General features: G+C 43.2%; 22 protein-coding genes. 17 read left to right on the top strand and 5 right to left on the bottom strand.

What is annotated here, in order from left to right; genetic code table 11:
* The first annotated feature begins 82 nt into the window (after positions 1-82).
* From clpB to NNJ73_RS01310, 3 genes are all read left to right on the top strand, one after another.
* Positions 83-2,662, top strand: coding sequence for an ATP-dependent chaperone ClpB (gene clpB, locus NNJ73_RS01320; protein WP_254474782.1), 2,580 nt, complete (start codon positions 83-85; stop codon positions 2,660-2,662).
* Between the two features lie 564 nt (positions 2,663-3,226).
* Entirely contained in the window at positions 3,227-3,439 is a 213-nt protein-coding gene (locus tag NNJ73_RS01315; RefSeq protein WP_254492360.1) for a hypothetical protein, read from the top strand.
* A gap of 377 nt (positions 3,440-3,816) precedes the next feature.
* On the top strand, positions 3,817-4,053 hold the full coding sequence (locus tag NNJ73_RS01310) for a hypothetical protein (protein ID WP_254492359.1): 237 nt from the start codon (positions 3,817-3,819) through the stop codon (positions 4,051-4,053).
* Here the strand turns inward: NNJ73_RS01310 and NNJ73_RS01305 are convergent.
* The 5 genes from NNJ73_RS01305 to NNJ73_RS01285 all read right to left on the bottom strand — a co-directional run bounded on the left by NNJ73_RS01305 (position 4,050) and on the right by NNJ73_RS01285 (position 7,756).
* Positions 4,050-4,412 (bottom strand): helix-turn-helix domain-containing protein, encoded by a 363-nt coding sequence (locus NNJ73_RS01305; RefSeq protein ID WP_254492358.1) that lies wholly within the window; start codon positions 4,410-4,412, stop codon positions 4,050-4,052. The genes NNJ73_RS01310 and NNJ73_RS01305 overlap by 4 nt on opposite strands.
* A 554-nt stretch (positions 4,413-4,966) precedes the next feature.
* Positions 4,967-5,329, bottom strand: coding sequence for a helix-turn-helix domain-containing protein (locus NNJ73_RS01300; RefSeq protein WP_254492357.1), 363 nt, complete (start codon positions 5,327-5,329; stop codon positions 4,967-4,969).
* Positions 5,330-6,170: 841 nt separating this feature from the next.
* Positions 6,171-6,560: a VOC family protein gene (locus NNJ73_RS01295; protein WP_254492356.1), complete on the bottom strand. Its 390-nt coding sequence runs from the start codon at positions 6,558-6,560 to the stop codon at positions 6,171-6,173.
* 273 nt (positions 6,561-6,833) lie between these two features.
* Complete coding sequence (locus tag NNJ73_RS01290; protein ID WP_254492355.1) at positions 6,834-6,998, bottom strand: hypothetical protein; 165 nt, start codon at positions 6,996-6,998, stop codon at positions 6,834-6,836.
* Positions 6,999-7,513: 515 nt separating this feature from the next.
* Positions 7,514-7,756: a hypothetical protein gene (locus tag NNJ73_RS01285; RefSeq protein WP_254492354.1), complete on the bottom strand. Its 243-nt coding sequence runs from the start codon at positions 7,754-7,756 to the stop codon at positions 7,514-7,516.
* Positions 7,757-8,261: 505 nt separating this feature from the next.
* Here NNJ73_RS01285 and NNJ73_RS01280 point away from each other — a divergent pair.
* From NNJ73_RS01280 to NNJ73_RS01220, 14 genes are all read left to right on the top strand, one after another.
* Positions 8,262-8,576 carry a hypothetical protein gene (locus tag NNJ73_RS01280; RefSeq protein WP_254474774.1) on the top strand — a complete coding sequence of 105 codons (315 nt, stop codon included), beginning with the start codon at positions 8,262-8,264 and terminating at the stop codon, positions 8,574-8,576.
* Between the two features lie 90 nt (positions 8,577-8,666).
* Positions 8,667-8,846 carry a hypothetical protein gene (locus tag NNJ73_RS01275; RefSeq protein ID WP_254492353.1) on the top strand — a complete coding sequence of 60 codons (180 nt, stop codon included), beginning with the start codon at positions 8,667-8,669 and terminating at the stop codon, positions 8,844-8,846.
* A gap of 419 nt (positions 8,847-9,265) precedes the next feature.
* Positions 9,266-10,627 carry a PBSX family phage terminase large subunit gene (locus NNJ73_RS01270; RefSeq protein WP_254492352.1) on the top strand — a complete coding sequence of 454 codons (1,362 nt, stop codon included), beginning with the start codon at positions 9,266-9,268 and terminating at the stop codon, positions 10,625-10,627.
* Entirely contained in the window at positions 10,612-12,477 is a 1,866-nt protein-coding gene (locus tag NNJ73_RS01265) for a portal protein (protein WP_371923229.1), read from the top strand. Before NNJ73_RS01270 ends, NNJ73_RS01265 begins: the two co-directional genes overlap by 16 nt.
* An 11-nt stretch (positions 12,478-12,488) precedes the next feature.
* The gene (locus NNJ73_RS01260) at positions 12,489-12,758 is read left to right on the top strand and encodes a hypothetical protein (protein WP_254492350.1); all 270 of its coding nucleotides are present in this window, start codon (positions 12,489-12,491) and stop codon (positions 12,756-12,758) included.
* Positions 12,759-12,856: 98 nt separating this feature from the next.
* Positions 12,857-13,630 (top strand): hypothetical protein, encoded by a 774-nt coding sequence (locus NNJ73_RS01255; RefSeq protein ID WP_254492349.1) that lies wholly within the window; start codon positions 12,857-12,859, stop codon positions 13,628-13,630.
* A gap of 424 nt (positions 13,631-14,054) precedes the next feature.
* Positions 14,055-15,173 (top strand): N4-gp56 family major capsid protein, encoded by a 1,119-nt coding sequence (locus NNJ73_RS01250; protein ID WP_254474763.1) that lies wholly within the window; start codon positions 14,055-14,057, stop codon positions 15,171-15,173.
* An 83-nt stretch (positions 15,174-15,256) separates the two neighbouring features.
* Positions 15,257-15,952, top strand: a complete 696-nt coding sequence (locus NNJ73_RS01245; protein ID WP_254492348.1) for a hypothetical protein — start codon at positions 15,257-15,259, stop codon at positions 15,950-15,952.
* Positions 15,953-16,270: 318 nt separating this feature from the next.
* Entirely contained in the window at positions 16,271-16,402 is a 132-nt protein-coding gene (locus NNJ73_RS10015; RefSeq protein ID WP_256477953.1) for a hypothetical protein, read from the top strand.
* A 157-nt stretch (positions 16,403-16,559) separates the two neighbouring features.
* On the top strand, positions 16,560-18,023 hold the full coding sequence (locus tag NNJ73_RS01240) for a hypothetical protein (protein WP_254492347.1): 1,464 nt from the start codon (positions 16,560-16,562) through the stop codon (positions 18,021-18,023).
* 276 nt (positions 18,024-18,299) lie between these two features.
* Positions 18,300-18,791, top strand: coding sequence for a hypothetical protein (locus tag NNJ73_RS01235; RefSeq protein ID WP_254474756.1), 492 nt, complete (start codon positions 18,300-18,302; stop codon positions 18,789-18,791).
* The gene (locus tag NNJ73_RS01230; protein ID WP_254492346.1) at positions 18,788-19,921 is read left to right on the top strand and encodes a tail fiber domain-containing protein; all 1,134 of its coding nucleotides are present in this window, start codon (positions 18,788-18,790) and stop codon (positions 19,919-19,921) included. The genes NNJ73_RS01235 and NNJ73_RS01230 overlap by 4 nt, the downstream gene beginning before the upstream one ends.
* Entirely contained in the window at positions 19,918-20,922 is a 1,005-nt protein-coding gene (locus tag NNJ73_RS01225; RefSeq protein WP_254492345.1) for a phage tail protein, read from the top strand. The genes NNJ73_RS01230 and NNJ73_RS01225 overlap by 4 nt, the downstream gene beginning before the upstream one ends.
* Before the next feature lie 37 nt (positions 20,923-20,959).
* Complete coding sequence (locus tag NNJ73_RS01220) at positions 20,960-21,142, top strand: hypothetical protein (RefSeq protein WP_254492344.1); 183 nt, start codon at positions 20,960-20,962, stop codon at positions 21,140-21,142.
* Positions 21,143-21,657: the final 515 nt, after the last annotated feature.

The following is a 21,657-nucleotide window of genomic DNA, read 5'->3' as shown; positions in this document are numbered from 1 at the left end:
GTTTAGTGTTTTGAGAAAACAAAAGGGCTGGGGCGATGACTAAAAAAGAATGCCTAAAGAGTTGCCTCAAGAAAGGAAAAAAATGCACTTGGAAAAATATAGCGAACGCGTGCAGGGCTTTTTACAATCAGCACAAAATAACGCGCTGGCTTCTGATCATCAGCAGTTTATGCCAGAGCATTTCTTGAAAGTGTTGTTAGATGATCCACAAGGATTGGCTGCATCGCTGATCCAAAAAGCAGGGGGAGATCTGAAGCTTATTCAAAAGGCACTTAAAGAAGCACTCGAAGTTTTGCCAAAAGTGCAAGGGGGAAATGGACAACTCTATCTCTCGCAGCCGGTGGCAAAAGTCTTCGCAGCCGCAGAGGAGCTCGCACAAAAAGCCGGTGATCAATTTGTTACTGTCGAGCGCATGTTGCAAGCGCTGTTGATGGAAAAATCTGCAAAAACAGCCGATATTCTCACAAAGGCGGGCTTGACCCCGCAGGCGCTTAATCAGGCAATTAATGATCTGCGCAAAGGAAAAACAGCCACAAGCCCCCATGCCGAAGGTCAATATGATGCCTTGCAAAAATATGCACGTGATCTCACAAAAGATGCACGCGAAGGAAAACTCGACCCTGTCATTGGGCGAGAAGAAGAAATTCGACGCACCATTCAGGTGCTCTCACGGCGGACGAAAAATAATCCTGTGCTGATCGGAGAGCCAGGGGTCGGAAAAACCGCTATTGTTGAAGGGTTGGCGCTGCGCATTATCAATGGCGATGTTCCAGAAACTTTGCGCGATAAACAACTCTATGCGTTGGATATGGGTGCGCTTATTGCCGGTGCAAAATACCGCGGGGAATTTGAAGAACGCCTTAAAGCCGTTCTGGCGGAAGTGCAAGCCGAAAATGGGCAAATTATTCTCTTTATTGATGAATTGCATAACCTTGTGGGGGCTGGAAAATCTGATGGTCCGATGGATGCTTCCAACTTGTTAAAGCCGGCTCTTGCCCGTGGAGAACTCCATTGTGTGGGCGCTACAACTTTGGATGAATATCGAAAATATGTCGAAAAAGACGCAGCTCTTGCCCGCCGCTTTCAACCGGTCTTCGTACCTGAGCCCTCTTTGGAAGATACGATTTCTATTTTGCGTGGGATTAAAGAAAAATATGAACAGCACCACAAAGTGCGTTTAGCAGATAGTGCTTTGATTGCCGCTGCACGACTTTCTTCTCGTTATATTACTGATCGTTTCTTGCCCGATAAAGCTATTGATCTGATCGATGAAGCCGCTGCACGCTTGCGTATGCAGGTTGATTCAAAGCCCGAAGAATTAGATGCTCTCGATCGGCGCATTTTACAGTTGAAAATCGAACGGGAGGCTTTGAAAACAGATGTTGAACCTACAGCAAAAGAACGTTTGAAAAATGTGCAGGAAGAACTCAAAATATTGGAACAACAGTCCGCCGAGATGACAACGGCTTGGCAGGCTGAAAAACAAAAATTAGGGCATGCGGCTGATTTGAAAAAACAACTCGAAGAAGCGCGCAATGCTTTGGCAATTGCACAGCGGGATGGACAATTCCAACGCGCTGGGGAATTGGCTTATAGTGTTATTCCGGAACTCGAAAAACAATTGACCTTAGCCGAAAATGATGACCAACAAAATCATCTCGTTGAAGAAACGGTGACCGCTGAACATGTCGCACGGATCATTTCTCGCTGGACCGGTATTCCTGTTGATCGGATGTTGGAAGCAGAACGCGAAGCGCTCTTGCGCATGGAAGATGAAATTGCTACCCGTGTCGTGGGACAGGGTGAAGCGGTGCAAGCGGTGGCGCGAGCTGTCCGGAGGGCACGGGCTGGGTTGCAAGATCCTAATCGTCCCCTCGGCTCCTTTATGTTCTTGGGACCTACCGGTGTGGGAAAAACAGAACTCACCAAAGCTTTGGCGGCGTTTCTTTTTCAAGATCCCAATGCTATGTTGCGTATTGATATGTCGGAATATATGGAAAAGCATGCTGGGGCGCGGCTCATTGGGGCGCCGCCCGGATATGTCGGATATGAAGAAGGGGGCGTACTGACGGAGTCCGTGCGAAGAAGACCTTATCAAGTTATTCTCTTTGATGAAATTGAAAAGGCGCATCCGGATATCTTTAATCTGCTGCTGCAAGTGTTGGATGAAGGGCGCTTGACCGATAGTCAAGGAAGAACAGTCGATTTTCGTAATACTTTGTTGATTATGACTTCCAATCTTGGTGCTGAATTTTTAACCGCTTTGCCGGAAGGGCAAACGGTTGATCAAGCAAAAGACGATGTGATGAATGTTGTCAAAGCCGCTTTCCGTCCGGAGTTTTTAAACCGTATCGATGAGATTATTCTCTTTCAGCGGTTGCAACGCAAAGATATGGAGGCGATTGTTGATATTCAGATACAACATTTGCAAAATTTGCTCAATGAACGCAACATAACCTTGCATATCAAACCAGAAGTCCGACAGTTCCTTGCCGATAAAGGTTATGACCCCCTTTATGGGGCACGCCCCCTTAAACGGATTATCCAAAAGGAAATTCAAGATCCGCTCGCAGAAAAAATCTTGTTTGGAGAAATTCACGATGAGACGGCGGTGACAGTTACAAAACAAGGAGATCGCTTGGATTTTTCGCCTGAAGCATAAGTGGGGGGAAATTCCATGGGATAGAAGGGGGCAATAATCCTCTTATGCCATAAAGCGCCGTTGTTTTTAGGGGCGCTTACGGTGTGCAGCTCTGCTTGAGTGGGGGGGCAGAGAAATCTGCTATAAATTGTTGGATTCTTGACAGAGCAGTGTGCGGGCTGGGTGAACGTTTCATTTGGCTTATTTCTGTAAAAGCGTAAAAATGTGTATCTGTGAAAGTGAAGTGAACGTTCAAGGACGTGGGTGGATTTATGCGTTGTGTGTGCTTTGGGGCGGGTGAAGCTTTTGTTATGGGGTGGAGAGGGGAGAGAGGATTTGGAGGGCGAAGAGGAGGGGCAATAATCCTCTTATGCCATAAAGCGCCGTTGTTTTTAGGGGCGCTTATGGTGTGCAGCTCTGCTTGAGTGGGGGGTCAGAGAAATCTGCTATAAATTGTTGGATTCTTGACAGAGCAGTGTGCGGGCTGGGTGAACGTTTCATTTGGCTGCTTTCTGTAAAGCTGTAAAAGCGTAAAAATGTGTATCTGTGAAAGTGAAGCGGACGTTCAAGGACGTGGGTGGATTTATGCGTTGTGTGTGCTTTGGGGCGGGTGAAGCTTTTGTTATGGGGTGGAGAGGATTGGAAGGCGAAGAGGAAGCGTTTGTCAATGGAGGAACACGTTGTGATGAAGAGGGGGGGCGTATGGATGCGTTGATGGGAGAGAAGAGGAAGCAGAGAGAGGGAGGAGAGAGTGTCGAAATGGGAGAGAATGGGATGAAGGGGGCGTGGTTGCTATAAGAGAGGGAGGAGAGAGTGAAGGGGGAAAGGTTGGTTTTTATGATCACAAGGTATGGAGCGTTATTTTGCAGTGCACTGTCGTGAAATGGCGAAAGCAGTAAGGCATGTTTTTTCAAATTTTTTCAAAAACGCGTGAATGAGCAACATCATGATGGTTTATTTTGTGCTTTATGTTTTGGGCATTCTGGTTGCATGAGAGAGATGATTATGAGAAAGAATGACACAAAATATTAAAAGAACAATATAAAACTTGACAAGGTTAATGTAAAAAGGTATCATAATGACACAATCGGAATTGTATCTTTAAACCAGAGCAGATAAGAGCCCCTCCATAAAAGCTATTGGGAAGACGTGGGTGAGAAGAGAATGGGGTGTGGATGCTCAAGGTCTTTTTCCAAGATTTTGTTGCTTTATTGCTTGTTGCTGTTGAATCCGATGCTGTCAAGGGGGCTGAACAAGGGGCGGTATTGCAAGAGGGGTGTTGTTTGAAGTGGAGGGATGTCCTTCTCCATTGGGAGGCTGCTGTACATTATTGGAGGCGGGTGATATCCGATATCAAAAGCTTTAGGTGCAGGGGGAGAGCGACGAATAATGTTTGTGGGCGTTTTATCTAATCGGAAATTAACCACCAAATTGCCTTCTGCTTTTTAGGGTGGAGCTCTCTAAAATTTTTTACAAGAGCGTGTTCCTTTTCGCTATAGGTTTCTTGGTCGTAGTGGGAATGATTTTCTGGAATGTCTTCTTTTGAAATATCCGCATAAAAAAAGGTAATGGGGACCTTCAGTAGGTTGGCAATTTCCTGTAACCGCCCTGCGCTTACACGATTGAAACCTTTTTCGTATTTTTGGATTTGTTGAAAACTCACTCCTAAGTGGCTTCCTAATTCCTTTTGAGAAAGCCTCATTGAAATTCTTCTGTGACGAATTCTTTTGCCAATAGAAATATCATTAAAATGTGAATTTTTGGTTTGCACTTCAAGTTCCCCTCCGGTTGCGAGCGCCCTCGCATGAGTATTCCGGGAGGTTGAAAGTACTGAGCCTAATCAGCCTTTTGCTTTTAGTGCGTAAGACACACTTGGACATAGCAAAAGCTCCCGGAATTCCGGGATACCCGCAAAGCGGGACAAATTCATGTATTAGGCTTTTCAGGCTTCAACTCCCTATTGATCGCTGCGTGGACGATCAAAGCACCTTTTGAGTGATAAAGTAATTTCAGGAGATTAGCAAGAAAAATTAAAACATTGGCTATGCTGCACACTCGTAAAGGAGTGTTGTTTTGAGGTGTGGTGAAGAGAGCAGAAATATTCGGGATAAGGTGTGCTTTATGAAGGATTATTCGTTTGAAGGGTGATGATCTGAAGTCCGTAGGGGATATTTGCTCCATAAGAAGCTCGATTGTTAATAGACCAGTGTTGACTAAAGTAGTATGGGGTGTTGGTTTGGAGGCTTTTTCTGTAAAGATGGTAACGCGTAAAAACGTGGATCTGTAAAAATGAAGCAAAGGATTGAGGTTTTGTGGGCGTTTTATCTAATCGGAAATTAACCACCAAATTGCTTTTTGTTTTTTAGGGTGGAGCTCTCTAAAATTTTTTACAAGGGCCTGTTCCTTTTCGCTATAGGTTTCTTGGTCGTAGTGGGAATGATTTTCTGGAATGTCTTCTTTTGAAATATCCGCATAAAAAAAGGTAATGGGGACCTTCAGTAGGTTGGCAATTTCCTGTAACCGCCCTGCGCTTACACGATTGAAACCTTTTTCGTATTTTTGGATTTGTTGGAAACTGACACCTAAATGGCTTCCTAATTCCTTTTGAGAAAGCCTCATTGAAATTCTTCTGTGACGAATTCTTTTGCCAATAGAAATATCATTAAAATATGAATTTTTGGTTTGCACTTCAAGCCCCCTCCGGTTGCGAGCGCCCTCGCATGAGTATTCCGGGAGTCTAAAAGTACTGAACCCTAGTCAGCTTTTTTGCTTTTAGTGCTTTTGGCACCTGGACATAGCAAAAACTCCCGGAATTCCGGGATACCCACACAGTGGGCTCATTTTTACGCTAGGGTTTAGGGCTTTTAGTTCCCTTATTGACCGTTGCGTGGACGATCAAAATATCTTTTAAGTGATAAAGTAATTTCAAAAGATTAGCAAGAAAAATTAAAACATTGGCTATGCTGCACACTCATAAAAGAGTGGTGTTCTGAGGTGTGGTGAAGAGAGCAGGAATATTCAGGATAAGGCGTGCTTTATGAAGTTCTATCCGTTTGAAGGGTGATGATCTGAAGTTCGTAGGGGATATTTTGCGACATAAGAAGCCCGATTGTTAATAGATCAGTGTTGACTAAAGTAGTGTGGGGTGTTGGTTTGAAGGATTTTTCTGTAAAGATGGTAACGCGTAAAAACGTGGATCTGTAAAAGAAAGCGGAGAATTGATGTGTTATTTGGGCTTTTTGTTATGGCGTGGAATGGGATGAGAGGTTTGGGGGCAAGGAGTCTGTAAATGGAGCAGAGGGCTTAGATGAAGAGGGATGACGAGAGAAAAAATATTTTAGGGCTGGATGGACAAGTTTGATAAAACACTCTGCTTTGAGGGGTGAAGATCTCGAAGTGAACAAGCAGCTTCTTCTTTAGAAGAAGCTAGACTGTTCAAAAAAATGGCGCTGGATGAAGTCTTCGTCCTTTAAGGTGAGAGGAGTGGCAGTCAAAATTCAGGCGATTAAAGATCGGGTCTTAAGGTTTTTTAATCCAGTGGACAAACACGAATAAGATGACCGTCGGGATCTTTGATGAGGAAGGTCCGTCCAAATACGTCCGTATAGGGTTCTTTCAAGACATTTATCTCAACGGTGGTTTGTTCTTGCCATTCTGCATAGAGTTTATCGACGTCCTCTCCGTGAGGCAACATAATGCCAATTTCTGAAAAACGAGGCACATTTTCCTCCGGCGTATCGCCCCCAGACCAGAGAGCAAAGAGGGCATCACCCGAAGAAGCAAATGCAACATAGCGTGGCGAGATGAAAATAGGCTCTTTTTTGAAGATGAATTTGTAAAAAGCGGTAGAATGCTCTATGTTTGATACGTATACCAACTGTAGGTTCGGGGTAACAGGATAAGAGGGGATCGTACTCATAAATTCTCCATTAATAGCGATTTCTTGACATGGTATATCTCTATAGAGGATATTTCAACAAGAGATTGTGAAACTTCCGTTCGCGGAGTGTTTTATTTATCCCATCATACCGTCAAACACTGCTCTTTGAGGAGCGTGACCTGAAGTCAACAGACAACTTCTTCTCTAGAAGAAGCTGGACTGTGCACAAGAATGGCACTGGATGGAGTCTTCGTCCTTTAAGGTGAGGGGTGGAGGTCAAAATTCATACTTTATTGTCGTAAGCTATGTAATTTAATATGCATGTCCACGATCTGTATCTGGTGATTTTGTCTCAAAAAACTTTTTCGCTTGTTCTTCTTGTTGGTCCTTACGCTTTTCCTCTTCAGTTTTACCACAACCGGTAATACTAAATCCTACAGCTAACATAACGATGCATAATAAAATGGTTTTTTTCATTTTTATCCCTCTTTAAATTTATATATGGCAATATCATCATCCTAAGGTATGAGATGGTTTATTGTATTGGTGTACAGATTGAATTATCGTGAGCTTTTGTTTTTTTATGAGCATTGTTAATGGGGTATGTGTAAACAGTTTACCTTAAAAAGCGTATCAATGTTTCATAACAAAAAATGAGAAGGAAAGAGCCAAAACTTACAATAAACAACAAAAACATGGGGTATATCAATGATGATATTGACCGACTTACTGATGAAAAATGTATTGCAATAGGAAGTCCAACGAATGTTACAAAAGATATAACTGATAGAGTGCTTAGTATAACTATTACAGGACCACGAAGCCACAAAAGCAAAAGAAACAATGCACTTTTGCCCACTTGTAGTTTTGACATTATTTTCCCCTCACGCGCTTAAATTAAGATGTCTCATAATATATAAATACGATAAATGATACAAGTCATATTTTTGTAAAGTCTTCGAGATCTGTTTGAATTCCATCAGCAAAGATTTCTATAAAATTTTCTTCATTTGTTTTTTTTCTGTCACATGAATTGTAGGTATGACTTCTGTTCTATTTGTATCAGAGTTGATAAATTTTTGTTGTGTAATGGATGTTTTCACAATCTTATTATCGGCAACAATTTCAGATTTTTTGAGAAAAGGATTTTCACACGGTGAAAATTTTTGCTTTCGCAAGTTTATCCTAGCAAGCCATAAAACACTGCTTTTTGGGGTGTGGTGATCGTGGGGCATGTAAATGTAAGGGGCTGCCTGTGAAAGTGGGGGTGGATATTTTAGGGCAGGATTTGCAGGCTGGGGAACACTCTTCTTTGAGAGACAGTGATAACCCTATGAAATAATCAGTAGGGGAATCCGCTAGCACCAGAAGCTGCATTGTTAACAGACCAGTGTTGACTAAAGTGGTGTGGGGTGATAGTTTGGAGGCTTTTTTCTGTAAAAATGCAAAAGCGTAAAAACGTGTATCTGTAAAAAAGGAAGAGGAAGTTCAAGGAACTGGAGAATTTACACGTTGTGTGGGTTTGGGGGCGTGTTGCCCTTTTATGAGGGCATGGAATGGGATCAGAGATTTGGGGATGAAGGTTTCGGCATTATGGGGGCTTTTGGATTGGGGCTTTTGCCTTGTTGGGGGTGGTTTTCCTTTTTTCATTGTGGAGTGCTTTTGAAGGTTCGTTGCTGATTTTCATGGCATTCTTTTATGGTATGGAATGGGTTTTTCTTGATTGAAAGGAACATGATGATGGCTGAGAAAAATTGTCTTCCCTTACGTCGAAGAGAACGCAAAAAAGGGACTTTGAATAAAATAACAAAGCGGTTTAATGAAGCCTTACTTACAGCCGCTGAACAGGCTGGATCTCAGTATGGAGAAGAAGGACTGGTGTCTTATCTGCAATATCATGCCCTGAATAATCCTGTGCCTTTTTTTTCGTTGCTGGCAAAAGTTTTGCCTCTGCAGGTGACAGGAGAAGGAAATGTCAAAACAATTTCGCGGATTGAGATTGTTCCCGTGAAGTCAAAAGAGACCCAATCGGAAAAGCGTGATCTTGAAGCGTGATCTTAAGGAAATTCAAACGTGTGATATCGGAAAATATGAGGCGGGTGAGAGAATAAGTCGTCTTGGAAGGGTGCGCTGTTTTGAGGGACGATGGGTCAAGGGCGTTTAGAGGTTATCGAGCTGGTGGGCGCTTGTGATACTGGAAGGTGTTCGGTGGAGAGGGGTGAGGCGTCAAGGGTGTGTGCTGGAGGGGGGGTGGTGAATGATGCCATAAAGGTGTCGTGGGGCACAGAGGCTTTGGTGCAGGGGGATTGGCGAAATGTGAGATAATACTGTTTTGATGGTTGAAGGAGTGTGACACGTTCGATCTTATGCTGGGCGGCTGGTCATGCTTTGGTCGAGGATCTTTGAAGGAGATTGATCACGTGTTAAGGCTTGGGGATGGGGGTGTGGCATGGTGTTGAGCTTTTAGGGGCTTTTGTGAAGGATCGGTGAAATTCGGGGGAAATACCGTGCTTTTGTGGGGGACAGGGGTGCGGTGTTTCAGGGCGGGGCTTTTCGCGCTTCGAGAGAGGGCGTTTGGGGTGCAGAGGGCGCATGCAAAAAATGCCAAAAGCGTGATGTATCACGTATCAGGATGAACAGAGCGCTTTTGAGATAAGCGTTTTTCCTTCAATGGTTCTGGAATCATCAAATTGAAATCATCAAAAATGTGGAGCTCAATTGTTGCTAAAGTATAAAAATTTATCATGACAACGGTTCAGAAAATTTCTCAAAAAATAGGGCAGAAAACCGCTCAAGTGGCTCTTATTCCAAAGCTTATTCCTGTCTTTACCGGAAAAGCGGATGTCCGAGCCGCTTGGGGCGGACGAGGCTCTGGAAAAACACGCTCTTTTGCTCTGATGACAGCGGTGGTGGGATATCGCCATGGAATGGCAGGAGAACGCGGGATTATCCTTTGTGCCAGACAGTTTCAAAATTCTCTCAATGAGAGCTCTTTGGAAGAAATTAAACGCGCAATTGAAGCTTACCCTTTTCTGCAAGATTATTATGAAATCGGCGATAAATATATTAAATCAAAAGATGGACGCATCGTCTATGTGTTTGCGGGGCTTGATCGAAATATCGCGAGTATTAAGTCTATGGGGCGGGTGTTCCTTTGCTGGGTCGATGAGGCGGAGCCGGTCACTGAGACCGCTTGGCAAACCCTTATCCCAACTTTGCGCGAAGAGGGAGACGATTGGAATGCAGAATTATGGGTCACTTGGAACCCATATCATGAAAATGCTCCCGTGGAAAAACGTTTTCGAAATGTCGATAATCCCAATATCAAAGGCGCGGAAATTAATTGGCGCGATAATCCGCAATTTCCCGAAAAGCTTAATCGAGATCGATTGAGCGATTTGCAGCAAAGACCAGAGCAATATAACCATATTTGGGAAGGTGAATATCTCCAAGCTGTGCAAGGGGCTTATTATCAAAGGTGTCTTTTGGAAGCCGAAATGGAAGGGCGGATTACTACCGTTCCACGGGATCCTTTGATGCAGGTGAAAATCTTTTGGGATATCGGGGGAACAGGAGCCAAAGCCGATGCAACCGCTTTGTGGGTCGCGCAATTTGTAGGACGCGAAATCAGAGTACTCGATTATTATGAAGCTCAAGGTCAACCGCTCTCTGAACATGTGGGGTGGGTTTTTCAAAGGGGATATGAAAAGGCGTTGATGGTCTTGCCCCATGATGGCGCAACAAAAGATCGTGTCTATAATGTCAGTTTTGAAAGCGCCCTCCAACAAGCTGGTTTTCAAACCAAAATCATTCCTAATCAGGGAACAGGCGCGGTGAAAATGCGTATCGAAGCCGTCAGGCGTTTGTTTCCTGCTCTATGGTTTAATCGTGACACAACAGCTACGGGGAGAAAAGCGCTCGCTTGGTATCATGAAAAGCGTGATGAACAACGCAATATTGGTCTTGGCGCTGAACATGATTGGGCAAGCCATGGCGCTGATGCCTTTGGACTCATGTGTGTGGCTTATGAACAGCCCCATGCGAGACCACGAAAAAAAACTTATCGCTCTTCTCTCCATTCTCAAACTTCATGGATGGCTTTTTAATGAATATGTCTACAGATTCTTCTTTTTCATCTTTCGATCAAATCGAAACACTCGAACAGCAAGCGCTTTTTAAAAAACTTGTCGGATGGTATCAAGATGATATTGCTCATGTCGAAAAATGGCGAAAAAATGCCCAAGAAGACTACGATTTTTATAATGGGCGGCAATGGAATGAACAAGACTTGGCTGTCTTGAACGAACAAAATAGACCGGTGATGACTTTTAACCGTATTGCCCCGCTGATTAATGCTGTTATTGGGGCAGAGCGCAATAATAAACGACAAGTGCAATTTATTCCACGACAAGAAGGCGCAGCCTTTGCAAACCAGATCTTGACAGGGGCGGCTGAATGGTTTCGCGATGAAGCTGATGGGGAATATGAAGATTCCGATGCTTTTCAAGATGCCATCATTTGCGGTATGGGGTGGACAGATACACGCCTTGATTATGAAGAAGATCCACAAGGAAAACCCGTCATTTCGCGGCTCGATCCTATGAAAATGGTCTGGGATGCGAGTGCTGTTAAGCCTAATCTTATTGATGCACAACGCTTATGGTATATTGATGAAAAACCTCTGGCTGTGGCGCAAGAAATGTTCCCTCATGTGCATTGGAGCGATCTTCATGCCGATTGGGTGAAACATCAGGGGTTTTTACACCCAACCAGCAATGGGATAACGAAAAGCTATCAGGGAGAAGAAGCCTATCTGGAAGAGGGGATAGAGGCTGGCGGTTCTCAACAGCCTAAAATGGTGACATTGGTTGAATGTCGCTGGTTTGAACGCGAGGTGGTCTATAAAGTACTCGAGCCGCAAAGTGGAAAGTTTATCGACTATTTGGAGCAGGATTTTCAAAGTTTAAGGAAAGAATTTCCAGATCTTCAAGCAACAAGGTTGACCAGAAAAATTGTCAAACGGGCATTTTTGGGCAGAAAGTTGCTCGAAACTCCTGATAAGCCTTTGGTTCCAGCAGGTCAATTGGGATGGGAATGTATTACCGGTACTTTTGATAAATTAAGCCGGCACTTTTACGGACTTGTGCGCCCTACAAAAGATCCGCAACGCTGGGCAAATAAATATTTTAGTCAAGTGATGCATTTGCTCAATAGCCAATCAAAAGGCGGCATTATGGCTGAACGCGATGCTTTTGATGATGATCGACAAGCTCTCGAGAGCTGGGCTAGAGCCGATAGTATTACTTGGTTGAAAAGTGGGGCTGTCTCTGGGGGCAGAATCCAGCCTAAACCGGTGGCGCAATTTCCCCAAGGATTTTTCCAATTGTTTAATGAAGCAAAGAGCGCTCTCGAACAGGTGACGGGCTTGTCTTCTGAATTTATTGGAACAAGAGCGGTTAATCAGCCTGGTATTCTGGAACAACAACGACGCCAATCCTCCCTTAATCTTTTGGCTTCCTTTTTTGATGCTTTGCGTCGATATCGGCAACGACAGGGAAAAATTATTCTCTATCTTATTCAAAATTATCTCTCCGATGGGCGGTTGGTGCGTATTGCCGGGGATGAAAATGCTCAATATGTTCCCTTAACACGCGAAATGGTGACCAGTTTGGAATATGATATTGTTGTGGATGATGCGCCAACAAGTCTTAATGAAAAAGAGCGGACTTTTGCTCTCATCATGCAATTGCTGCCTTTGATGCAAAATTTTGCAACACCAGAGATTATGCTCGATCTCTTACGCTATTCGCCTTTACCAGCCTCACTGATTCATAAAATTGCCATAAAGGCGCAAAATGCTCTTCAAGAAGAGCAAAATGTTTCTGCGCAAATGGGGCGTAATGTCGGAGCAGAGCAGATCATGCAGATGTTGCAAAGAGCAAATGCGCAACAATAGAACGCTTTATAATGGCGCTTTATAATGCGCAATGTTGGATGCATTTGATCAAGTGCAGTGATCAAGTGAAGGGTGTCTATAAATTTCCATCTTTAGTGCTGCTGATACCGCGCAATGGCGCTTCTCTTTATCTTGAGAAGCGTTGTTTTGTGGATAGGGCATGTTGGGGAAAATGTTCGATAGAGCCTCGTTGTTCATGGTGGGCGGGCAGGGTGGGAGGTATCTGGCCGTCTTGGGTTGAGGGGCAGGGTGTCTCGATGGGCTGGAGCCCAAGTGGTTAGAGAGCCTGGGGATCAAGGTTAGCAGGAAGCGTGGCTCGCAGGCTGTTTTATTGGAAAAATTTCATTGTATTGTTTTTAAAAAAGAAAAGGCTAATGTCATGGATCAAGAACACTTAACGCCGGCAGAACAAAACCATTTGAAACAGGATTTTCTTGCCTCAACACAAGAGGGAGAAGAGGGTGAAAGTGGAAGAGAAGAAAAAACTTTGGAAGAAAATTTTCAAGGACAAAGATTTCAACAACAGCTATCTTCTCAAGAAGGCGGAAAAGAGATGCAGGGGGAAGAAAATACACCACCAGATCCGCAAAAGGACTTTATGGGTTATATGCAATGGTTGGGAAAAACACTGCAAAAACAAGGGCTGTTACAGGAAAAACAACAACCTTCCTTGGCTCGTGAAGCAGAACAGCTGCAGGCGTTTTATCAGCAGTCTGTGGCAAGTGTTAAACAAAAGCACCATGATTTTGATCAAGCTGCCGATTTTATTTATGAAACGCGCGCGAAACAGTTGGCAGCTTTTGCGCCGCTCTATCCTGAGATGGCCGATCCCCAAAATATTGATGCAAGGATTGGTGATGAATTGAAGCAGATCTTGCGCGATTGTGCGCAAAAAAATCAAAATCCGGCTGAAGTGATTTACACAATTGCACAAAAATTTGGCTATACTAATGTTCAGAGTACCATGGGGGAAAATTTGCAGGAAAGACACAATTCTGCACGGACTCTTGCTGCTTATAACGGTTTGACACCCAGTGAGCCGATTTCTTTGGATATGCTGGATAAAATGTCAGAAGCAGAATTTAGCACTTGGGTTGCTGATCCTAAAAATAAAGCTGCTTTTAATCGTTTAATGGGGGGAAGAGAATTTTAATCACAAGAATAGTGTTTACGCGAAAATGTGAGGAAACTTCTGGTGCAGCAGGGATATTGTGGGGGATGTTCTTTTGTGGGATCCATGAGAGGGTTTCTGGTGCGTGAAATGCGGGGGGTTGTTTTTTAGCTGGACACGTGCGTGGGGGTATGACGCTGGGAATGCGGGGGCTATTTTTTTTCTGAATACGTGAGAGGCTTTTTCGCGCATGAAATGCGAGGGGATACGCGTGGGCTTGAGGCTTGCGGGGGGGCGTTCTCAAAGTACAGACGGCGTGAGGAGTGCTCTATTAGGGGGAGGCGAGAGGCTAACAGAAACAAAACACACAAGAACAACTTAAGCCACCATTTGAAATGAAATGTGGTGTTTTGAGCGCCCGGCGTTTTGCCGGGTTTTTTATGTCAATAAACTTTTAGAGGACAAAATGACTGTAACTTATATCGGACTCAATGACCCAATGGCAGTGCGCACATGGTCTAAACTCTTAAATCAAGAAGTCTCAAAAGCAATCCCGATTGCACCGTTAATTGGAAATGATTCAAACAGTATCGTACAGTTAAAGGATGAAACCACAAAAGCAAGTGGCGATGCCATTAGCTTTAATTTGCGTGTGCAGTTGCACGGTGATGGGGTCAGTGAAGGGCAAACGTTGGAAGGCAATGAAGAAGCTCTACAGTTTCTCAATGATCGCTTGGCGATTAATGAACTCGTTCATGCGGTGCGGGTCAAAAATGAAGGCACCATTGATCAGCAACGCATTCTCCACGATTTGCGCACGGAAGCAAAAAATGGTTTGGTCGATTGGTATGCGGATCGTCTGAGTATGATGTTCTTCATTCAAGTGTGCGGATATACCGCAAAATCCATTAACTTTGAAGGACGATCTATTACACTCAAACCCGTTCATTATGGCTTTAATGCCCCAACGGCACCAACCGATAAACGCGTGGTGCGTCCGAATGATAAAACAAAAGATGAAGATTTAAAAGAAAACGATGTGTTTAATCTTAAACTGATCGATAAAGCGGTTGAACGCGCTAAATTAGCTAATCCTAAAATTCGTCCCGTACGGATTGATGGGGAAAATGTCTATGTGCTTTATCTTCATCCAACCCAAGTGACGCAATTGCGAACCAATACCGATGCCGGGCAATGGCTCGACATTACCAAGGCAATCTATAGTGGAAGCCGGATCAAAAATCCGCTCTATGATGGATCTTTGGGCATGTATAATGGTGTCGTTTTACGCGAAGCTGAACATATTACCGAAGGGGTTGAGTCGGGAACAGCAAACAAAGCTGTCCCTAATGTGCGTCGTGCGGTGCTTCTTGGAGCACAAAGTGCTGTAATCGCTTTTGGAAAAGATCGAGGCGCAACACGCTATAAATTGGTGGAAGAACTCTTCGACTATGAAAGAGAATTCGGAGTCGCAGCAAAAACCATTATGGGGATGAAAAAAACCTGCTTTACCTTGCCAGGAAGTACGCAAGGGGCTCAAGATTTTGGAACAATCGTCATTCCAACTTATGGAGCACCTGCTTAAAGCAAATGCTTCCTTCTTTCCCCCCAACAAGAGGATTCTGTTGGGGGAAAAATTTAAAATACTTCCAAAAAAAGGACAGGCTTATGACCACTCTACCCGATGATCCTAACACGGGCGATCTTAAACATTCAGATCGCTTGCAAACTTTTGCTTCTATGGTCGCGCTTATTCAAGATGAAATTGACGATACAACAGCGGAATATTCACAGCAAATTCAAGATTCAATTGTTACAGCTTTGCGTTTGTGTGAACGCGAACTCTTTTTCTTTAATGAAAGGAAAAAAAGCACGTTTAACACACAAAGTGGGAAAACATGGTATGGACGAGAAGAAGGGGTTTTTATTGAATCAGAAAAAAGCTTGGCTGACGTCTTTTTAGCAACAAAGAATGCAACACCAACAAAGTTATTCTTTAAGCCCTTGGAAGCACTCCATCAACAATATGGGATGCATCCTGAGTTGGGAACACCATTCTTTTATACCATCCGTGATCAAAAAATAGCACTCTTTCCAACGCCAGAAAATGTCGAAACCGTACAGCTTTCTTATACGCCTCTCCATTTAGCCGATGAACAGCTTAAAGAGGACAATAATCCTTGGTTGATTTATGCTTTTGATCTCATTAAAGCCCGAGCAAAATATGAACTTTATAAAAATATTCTTAAAGATCCTGAATATGCTGCCGTTTCTTTTAGAGATTTTCAAGAACAGCTTCAAGCTTTACGCATTGAAACATCACGCAGAAAAGATTTCTCAAAGATTCAGCCAATGACTTTTTAAAAAAACATCTTTTCAATTTTTATGCTTAAGGGTGCTCTTGAGACCTAGAGCAATGCTTATGTTTAAGAGTCGCTTTGGGGCTTTAATGGAGCTTTAATCCGTGTTGGAGTCTGGATTGGCTTTGGGGGTTGAGGTTAAGCCGCTGTTGGGGGGGCTTGTGGACGTGGATATTTTGAAAGTAAAATCAACTGTAGGTTGTTTCTTTGTGGTTTTAACCCCATCAACCTTGGTTTTTTGAAGGGGACTGATCTCTTGGCACTGGGTTCTTCAAAGATTTTATGAAGGCTTTTTCTCAATACTGAAGAAGTGCTGGCATTGGTGGTTGGTATTGGGGTGGTTGGTATTGGGGTGGTTGGTATTGGGGGGGGGGTGGTATTGGCGCCTGGTATTGGAAAGTGCTGGCGGGTGATTTTGCTGGACCCGCAGGTAGCGGCAGTGGGTTTGCTATGATGGGTGGGATCATTTTTCTCGATGGTTTAGCAACTTATCGTTATATCTTTATGCAATTTTATGTCCTTAGAGTTTCATTCTAGGGGCTTTTTTTGGTTTCAATGAGCAAGCCTTGGTGTTTTGGCACTGGGTGCTTGAAACATTTTAGGGGGGCTTGATGGCTTTTTTCCCAATCGCTGATTATCGACCCGATGTGGCGGATATCAATGGAATTTTTACCGATGAACTTGTCAATGTGCTCCCGGCGGATGGCTCTTATATCCCTATGCCAAATTTTGAACCTTTGTCAGAGCCATGTCCAGAGCCCATTTTAGGCGCTCTTGCGGTAAAAACAAAAAATGGCGTTTCAATTCTTGTCGGGACAAGAGAAAAAATCTTCTTGCTTGATAATACAACAATGAAGTGGAAAGATATTAGCCAAAAAGGAAAGGCTTATATGGCGAATATCGATGCGCCGTGGTCTTTTGCTTTGTTTGGTGATTTTATTATTGCGGTAAATGCTAATGATAAACCACAAGTGATCGATATTATTCATGATAAAACATTTAGAAATTTAGGGGGAAATCCACCACAAGCGGGGATCGTTCGCGTCTGGGGAGATTTCGTTTGTTTGATGAAATTAACCGAGCATCCAAGACGGGTTCATTGGTCAGGATTGAATGATGCAGAATTTTGGACTGTAGGGAAAAAAAGCTGCGATTATCAAGATTTTCCTGATGGCGGTTTCGTGCAAGGGGCAACAGAGACAACAAATCCCATTATCTTTATGCGTTCTGCAATCTATGCCGGCTCTTTTATTCCAGGCTCTAAGATTATTTTTAGTTTCCAAAAAATCCACGATAAAAGAGGCGCAAAAAATGCTGAATCGATTGTTTGTCGCGGTGACTTGGCTTTCTTTGCCGATGAGGGCGGTTTTTATCAAATAGCAAATGACGGACAGATTATCCCCATTGGCTTTGAAAAAGTTGATCGAACTATGACTGCAAAATCAAGACAGAGTAATCTGTATACCATGTCTGCGGCGATCGATGGCGTGTATAATCGTGTTTATTGGATGGTCGATAGCGATGAAAACCTTCATAAACGGATCTTGCTCATTTATGATTGGGGATTGCAAAAATGGACAAAAGCTCTCGTGGATATCAAAATGATCCTCCCCATTTTCTTGACCGGAACAACGCTAGAAGGTCTTGATTTTGTGGCTAAGAATATTGATGATTTGTCCTTTTCTCTCGATAGTAAAGCTTGGAAAAATGAATCACCTATTCTGGGAGCATTTGATCAACAGGGAAGACTGGGGTCGTTTTCTGGGGCTCCTATGGCTTGTGTGGTCACTTCACAAGAAATGGGGCAGACAAATGGCATGATAACACGGGTGAAAAATATTATGCCTCAAGTCAATAGTGGAAAGTTTTATTTGTCTGTGGGAATGCGCTTTCGACAATCTCTTGAAGAGGAAACCGTTTGGTTGCCAGAAAAACAGCCTTCTCATAATACTGGACAAATTCATTGTCGCGCAAGGGCACGATTTTATCGCTTTAAATTGCGTATTCCTGAGGGAATGAATTGGACTCATGTCACGGGATTTGATGTGGAATTGATGCCAGCCGGCATGCGATAGGCATGCCTCTATAATCAAAAATGTATGCGATAGCTAAGCCTTTATTATAAAAAAAAGCATGCGATAGCCAAGCTATGATCATCAAAGGACAGAGGGGGATGTCCTTATCATTAAAGGAATAAGGTGGGGTTGATGTTTCTTTATGATCGGAAAGAGTTTGTCCCATGGTTTGTGATAAAAAAAGCGCTCTCTTAATCTTATGACACAAGGGATGGCGGAGGCTTCCTTTTGAAAGCTGTGCGGTAAACAGGAGCGCGTGGAGGGCGCAAGGGGGGGATGTTTGGTGTGCGTAAAAAAATTAAGAAAGCTAAAATCATGATGAAAGAGCATCAAGATGTCTATTCTGCTCACCTAACACAGCACTGGTCATGGAAAAAAATAGCGCCCTATCAAGAGCCTCTTAATGCAGCATTGAAAAAATATGCTCAGCGCTTTCCAGATGATGTTTGTCTGGAAAAAATTGCTGAAGAAATTGCTATAGGACAAGCTCAATTGTGGCTGGTCTTAAAAAATAAAACCCAATTTAGTGCTTTTGCAATCACTAAAATTGAAAGTATCCATACGGGGAAAAAATGCGTCGTTCTCTCAGATTTGGCTGGAGAGGGAGGACTGAAATTGGTCAAATTGATTGATGAGGTTGAAAAATGGGCGCGAACAATCAAAGCTGAAGAAATACACATGTTTGGAAGAGTTGGATGGGCGAAAAGGCTCGCTCATCACGGATATTCTCGTAATCTTATTCAATATAGAAAGGTTCTGGGTCCATGAGTAGAAAAAAAACACCTCAAGTGCAAACGACAACACAAACAAATGCACCCCCCGCTTGGGCAGCGGATATTCTGAAACAAGCCAGTGCAGAGGCACAGGGGCTTTATAAAAAAGGAATTGGTGGAAATGTTTATCAGGGAGAGCGCGTTGCGGGTCTTAGCGATATGACACAAAATGCGCTGGCCGGTTTACAACAAGCTGCAGGGCTTTATAACAATCCTACACTCACGCAGTGGTTAAATGCACCAACCAACAGTGCTATAAATCTTGCCGGTATGGCGAAGGGAAATTGGATTGGAAATAATAGTAAATTTAATATGGCATTGCAAAATGCCCTGAATAAAACCTCCGATGCCATTAATCAATCGATGTCTGGGGCGGGGCGTTATGGTTCTGGAGCCCATACCGGCGTGCTCGCCGATGAACTGGGCGCCTTGGCTACAAATGCGGCAGCACAGCAGTATAATCAAGATATTAACAATATGATGAATGCAAACCAGATGATTGATCGCGCGCAGCATGATCAAGTGAATGCGGCAAACGCCTATTATCAAGGGCAGAGTAATGTACAAGGAAATGCTCTGAAAGGGGGGATGATTCAAGATCTCAATCGACAAAATATCTTAGATGCGGAGCACCAAAAATGGTCAGAAAAAGATAATCAAGATTGGAACCGGTTGGAACGCTTATTACAGGTTGGAACACAGGCGGCTGGAAATTACGGAACAACTTCCGGAAAATCTACAATAATCCCTTCTGTGACAAAAGATCCATTGCGTGATGCCCAGCAAGTGCTGGGATTGGTCGGAGGAATTCTAGGACTTTGTGATGTGAGAGCAAAAGAAAATATTACCCTTGTGGGAAAGAAAAAAGGATATCCTCTTTATAACTTTAATTATAAAGGAAATCCACAACGGTATCAGGGCGTTCTGGCGCAAGACGTGTTGCGTGTGAAACCTGAAGCTGTTTTTGTCAATGCGAAAACAAAATTACTGCATGTGGATTATGACAAAATAGGGCTGAAAATGAAGAAAATGAAGGAAACACCGGCTTCTAAAAATAAAATTCTGGCTTTCTTTTCTTCCGTTTTTGCGCGTCTTTCCTTTTTGCAAAAAGAGTGTTTCCTATGAGTTCGATTTATGATTGGTCAATCATCGCATCAGAAAATGCTTATGTCGATGAAAATATAAACTGGGCTGAAGGGCAACCGCCAAGTTCAGTCAATGATAGTGCACGCGCTATGATGCAACGTATCAAAGAATATTTGTTGGATAATGGGGGCGTGATTGAAACACAGTTTACGGTTGATAACGAGAACAAGAGAACATCTCTTCGTTTGGCGACAAAATCTTTTTTTGAGACCTATATGGATGGCATTGTGGTGCGTTTTAAAGCACAAGGCGTCAATAGAGGAATAACAAATGTTTCTTTAAATCAATTGCCTCCAAGACCAACTTATATGGCAACGCCAGAGGGGATTATGCCTTTAAAAGGGGGAGAAATCCAAAAGGGAGGGCTTTATGAAATCGTCTATACGCATGATATTGCTGGGAAAAATGCTGATGGCTGGTTTTTAACCAATCCTACTATAAAACTTCCTGAAATTCCGCCCTTTCCTCCTTTACCGGAATCTTTTTCACCTGGGTTTATTGGAACTTTTGCGAGTGAAAAAATACCCTCTGGGTGGCTGTTGTGTGATGGGAGAGAATATTCGCGAAAGAGCTATGCCAATCTCTTTGCTGTTTTGGGGGAAATATGGGGAAAAGGAGATGGGAAAACAACATTTAATGTTCCCGATTTGCGGGGAATGTTTTTACGGGGGCTCGATAGTGGAAAAAACATTGATAAAGGACGCCTTTTGGGAAGTCGACAAGAAGAATCTTTTAAAGCCCATACCCATGAAGGGAAAACAGATTCAACAGGCAAACACCAGCATAGTTTTCCAGAGACTGAAAACAGAATTTTCGAGGCGAATTGGGGTGATGTTAAAAGGTATGCAGCTCTCTTCCTCATTAAAACAATGTTGACAGATCCTGCAGGAGAGCATGAACATAAGGTTTTATTACAAAAAACAGGGGGGGATGAAACACGCCCCGTCAATATGGCGGTGGTTTATGCGATCAAAGCCTGAAAATGAAAGCTGAGAGATAAAAGAGAGAGCAAAATGGTTGAAAAATCTTTATGATGAAAAAACGCCTTATCGAATCTATCGTACAGAAAGTTTTGAGATGCTCCTGAAAAAAAATAACCCCTTAAACCCTCTTGATGATTTTACTTTTTGTCGCACCTTTATTGGAGATAAAGGTCTTTTTGCCTCTTGTTCTTTAGAGGATCAAGACAATGATCATTAAGGTGAGGGGATCATTAAGATGAGGGGCTAAAAGAGAGAAGAAAATCTTCCTTCGTTTATAGAGTTTTCATCTAAAAAATCAAAGGTTTTATCCACTTTCTCTTTCTTGTATGCCTTTCTCTTGTGGTGTCGCGATTCATTGTTGAGAGCGTTTGAGTTTAGAGCTCTGATGGGCGATGATAAAAAGTGCTCTTTGTTTTCAAAATGGGCGATCTGTTTGCTAGAGCAGGGGGGCGATTTATTATAACGTCTGGTGAGCTGTCTTTTGGCAAATGGCATTTTGTATTTGCTTGGCAATTGCTTGAAACAGGATAAGCGTGAGACGAAAAAATCTGTCAGATAATCGTTTCCTTGTTTGAGAGATGGTTAAAATTTTATGCATGGGGTGTTTCTTAATGTGTGTGGTGAATATTGTGTGGGAGGCTTGTAGAGCTCTCATGAAATTTCCTCCTTTGAGCGGTGACAATATAGAGAATTTAGGGAATCCAAGTGGAATCCCGCTAAACACCGGATTGT

Source organism: Bartonella sp. B1099, assembly GCF_944801835.1.
GTDB lineage: Bacteria > Pseudomonadota > Alphaproteobacteria > Rhizobiales > Rhizobiaceae > Bartonella.
Note: the sequence above shows the minus strand (reverse complement) of the source record. Positions and strands in the feature narration are given on the sequence as shown.

Bases quoted from the DNA above. Each gene is read 5' to 3' on its own strand.
- NNJ73_RS01230 (WP_254492346.1), top strand. From the start codon at position 18,788: ATGAGTAGAAAAAAAACACCTCAAGTGCAAACGACAACACAAACAAAT.
- NNJ73_RS01270 (WP_254492352.1), top strand. From the start codon at position 9,266: ATGACAACGGTTCAGAAAATTTCTCAAAAAATAGGGCAGAAAACCGCT.
- clpB (WP_254474782.1), top strand. From the start codon at position 83: ATGCACTTGGAAAAATATAGCGAACGCGTGCAGGGCTTTTTACAATCA.
- NNJ73_RS01285 (WP_254492354.1), bottom strand. From the start codon at position 7,756: ATGCCCCACGATCACCACACCCCAAAAAGCAGTGTTTTATGGCTTGCT.
- NNJ73_RS01225 (WP_254492345.1), top strand. From the start codon at position 19,918: ATGAGTTCGATTTATGATTGGTCAATCATCGCATCAGAAAATGCTTAT.
- NNJ73_RS01240 (WP_254492347.1), top strand. From the start codon at position 16,560: ATGGCTTTTTTCCCAATCGCTGATTATCGACCCGATGTGGCGGATATC.
- NNJ73_RS01250 (WP_254474763.1), top strand. From the start codon at position 14,055: ATGACTGTAACTTATATCGGACTCAATGACCCAATGGCAGTGCGCACA.
- NNJ73_RS01275 (WP_254492353.1), top strand. From the start codon at position 8,667: ATGGGTCAAGGGCGTTTAGAGGTTATCGAGCTGGTGGGCGCTTGTGAT.
- NNJ73_RS01260 (WP_254492350.1), top strand. From the start codon at position 12,489: ATGGCGCTTTATAATGCGCAATGTTGGATGCATTTGATCAAGTGCAGT.
- NNJ73_RS01245 (WP_254492348.1), top strand. From the start codon at position 15,257: ATGACCACTCTACCCGATGATCCTAACACGGGCGATCTTAAACATTCA.
- NNJ73_RS01235 (WP_254474756.1), top strand. From the start codon at position 18,300: ATGTTTGGTGTGCGTAAAAAAATTAAGAAAGCTAAAATCATGATGAAA.
- NNJ73_RS01280 (WP_254474774.1), top strand. From the start codon at position 8,262: ATGGCTGAGAAAAATTGTCTTCCCTTACGTCGAAGAGAACGCAAAAAA.
- NNJ73_RS01265 (WP_371923229.1), top strand. From the start codon at position 10,612: ATGGATGGCTTTTTAATGAATATGTCTACAGATTCTTCTTTTTCATCT.
- NNJ73_RS01310 (WP_254492359.1), top strand. From the start codon at position 3,817: ATGCTCAAGGTCTTTTTCCAAGATTTTGTTGCTTTATTGCTTGTTGCT.
- NNJ73_RS01255 (WP_254492349.1), top strand. From the start codon at position 12,857: ATGGATCAAGAACACTTAACGCCGGCAGAACAAAACCATTTGAAACAG.
- NNJ73_RS01315 (WP_254492360.1), top strand. From the start codon at position 3,227: ATGCGTTGTGTGTGCTTTGGGGCGGGTGAAGCTTTTGTTATGGGGTGG.
- NNJ73_RS01295 (WP_254492356.1), bottom strand. From the start codon at position 6,560: ATGAGTACGATCCCCTCTTATCCTGTTACCCCGAACCTACAGTTGGTA.
- NNJ73_RS01290 (WP_254492355.1), bottom strand. From the start codon at position 6,998: ATGAAAAAAACCATTTTATTATGCATCGTTATGTTAGCTGTAGGATTT.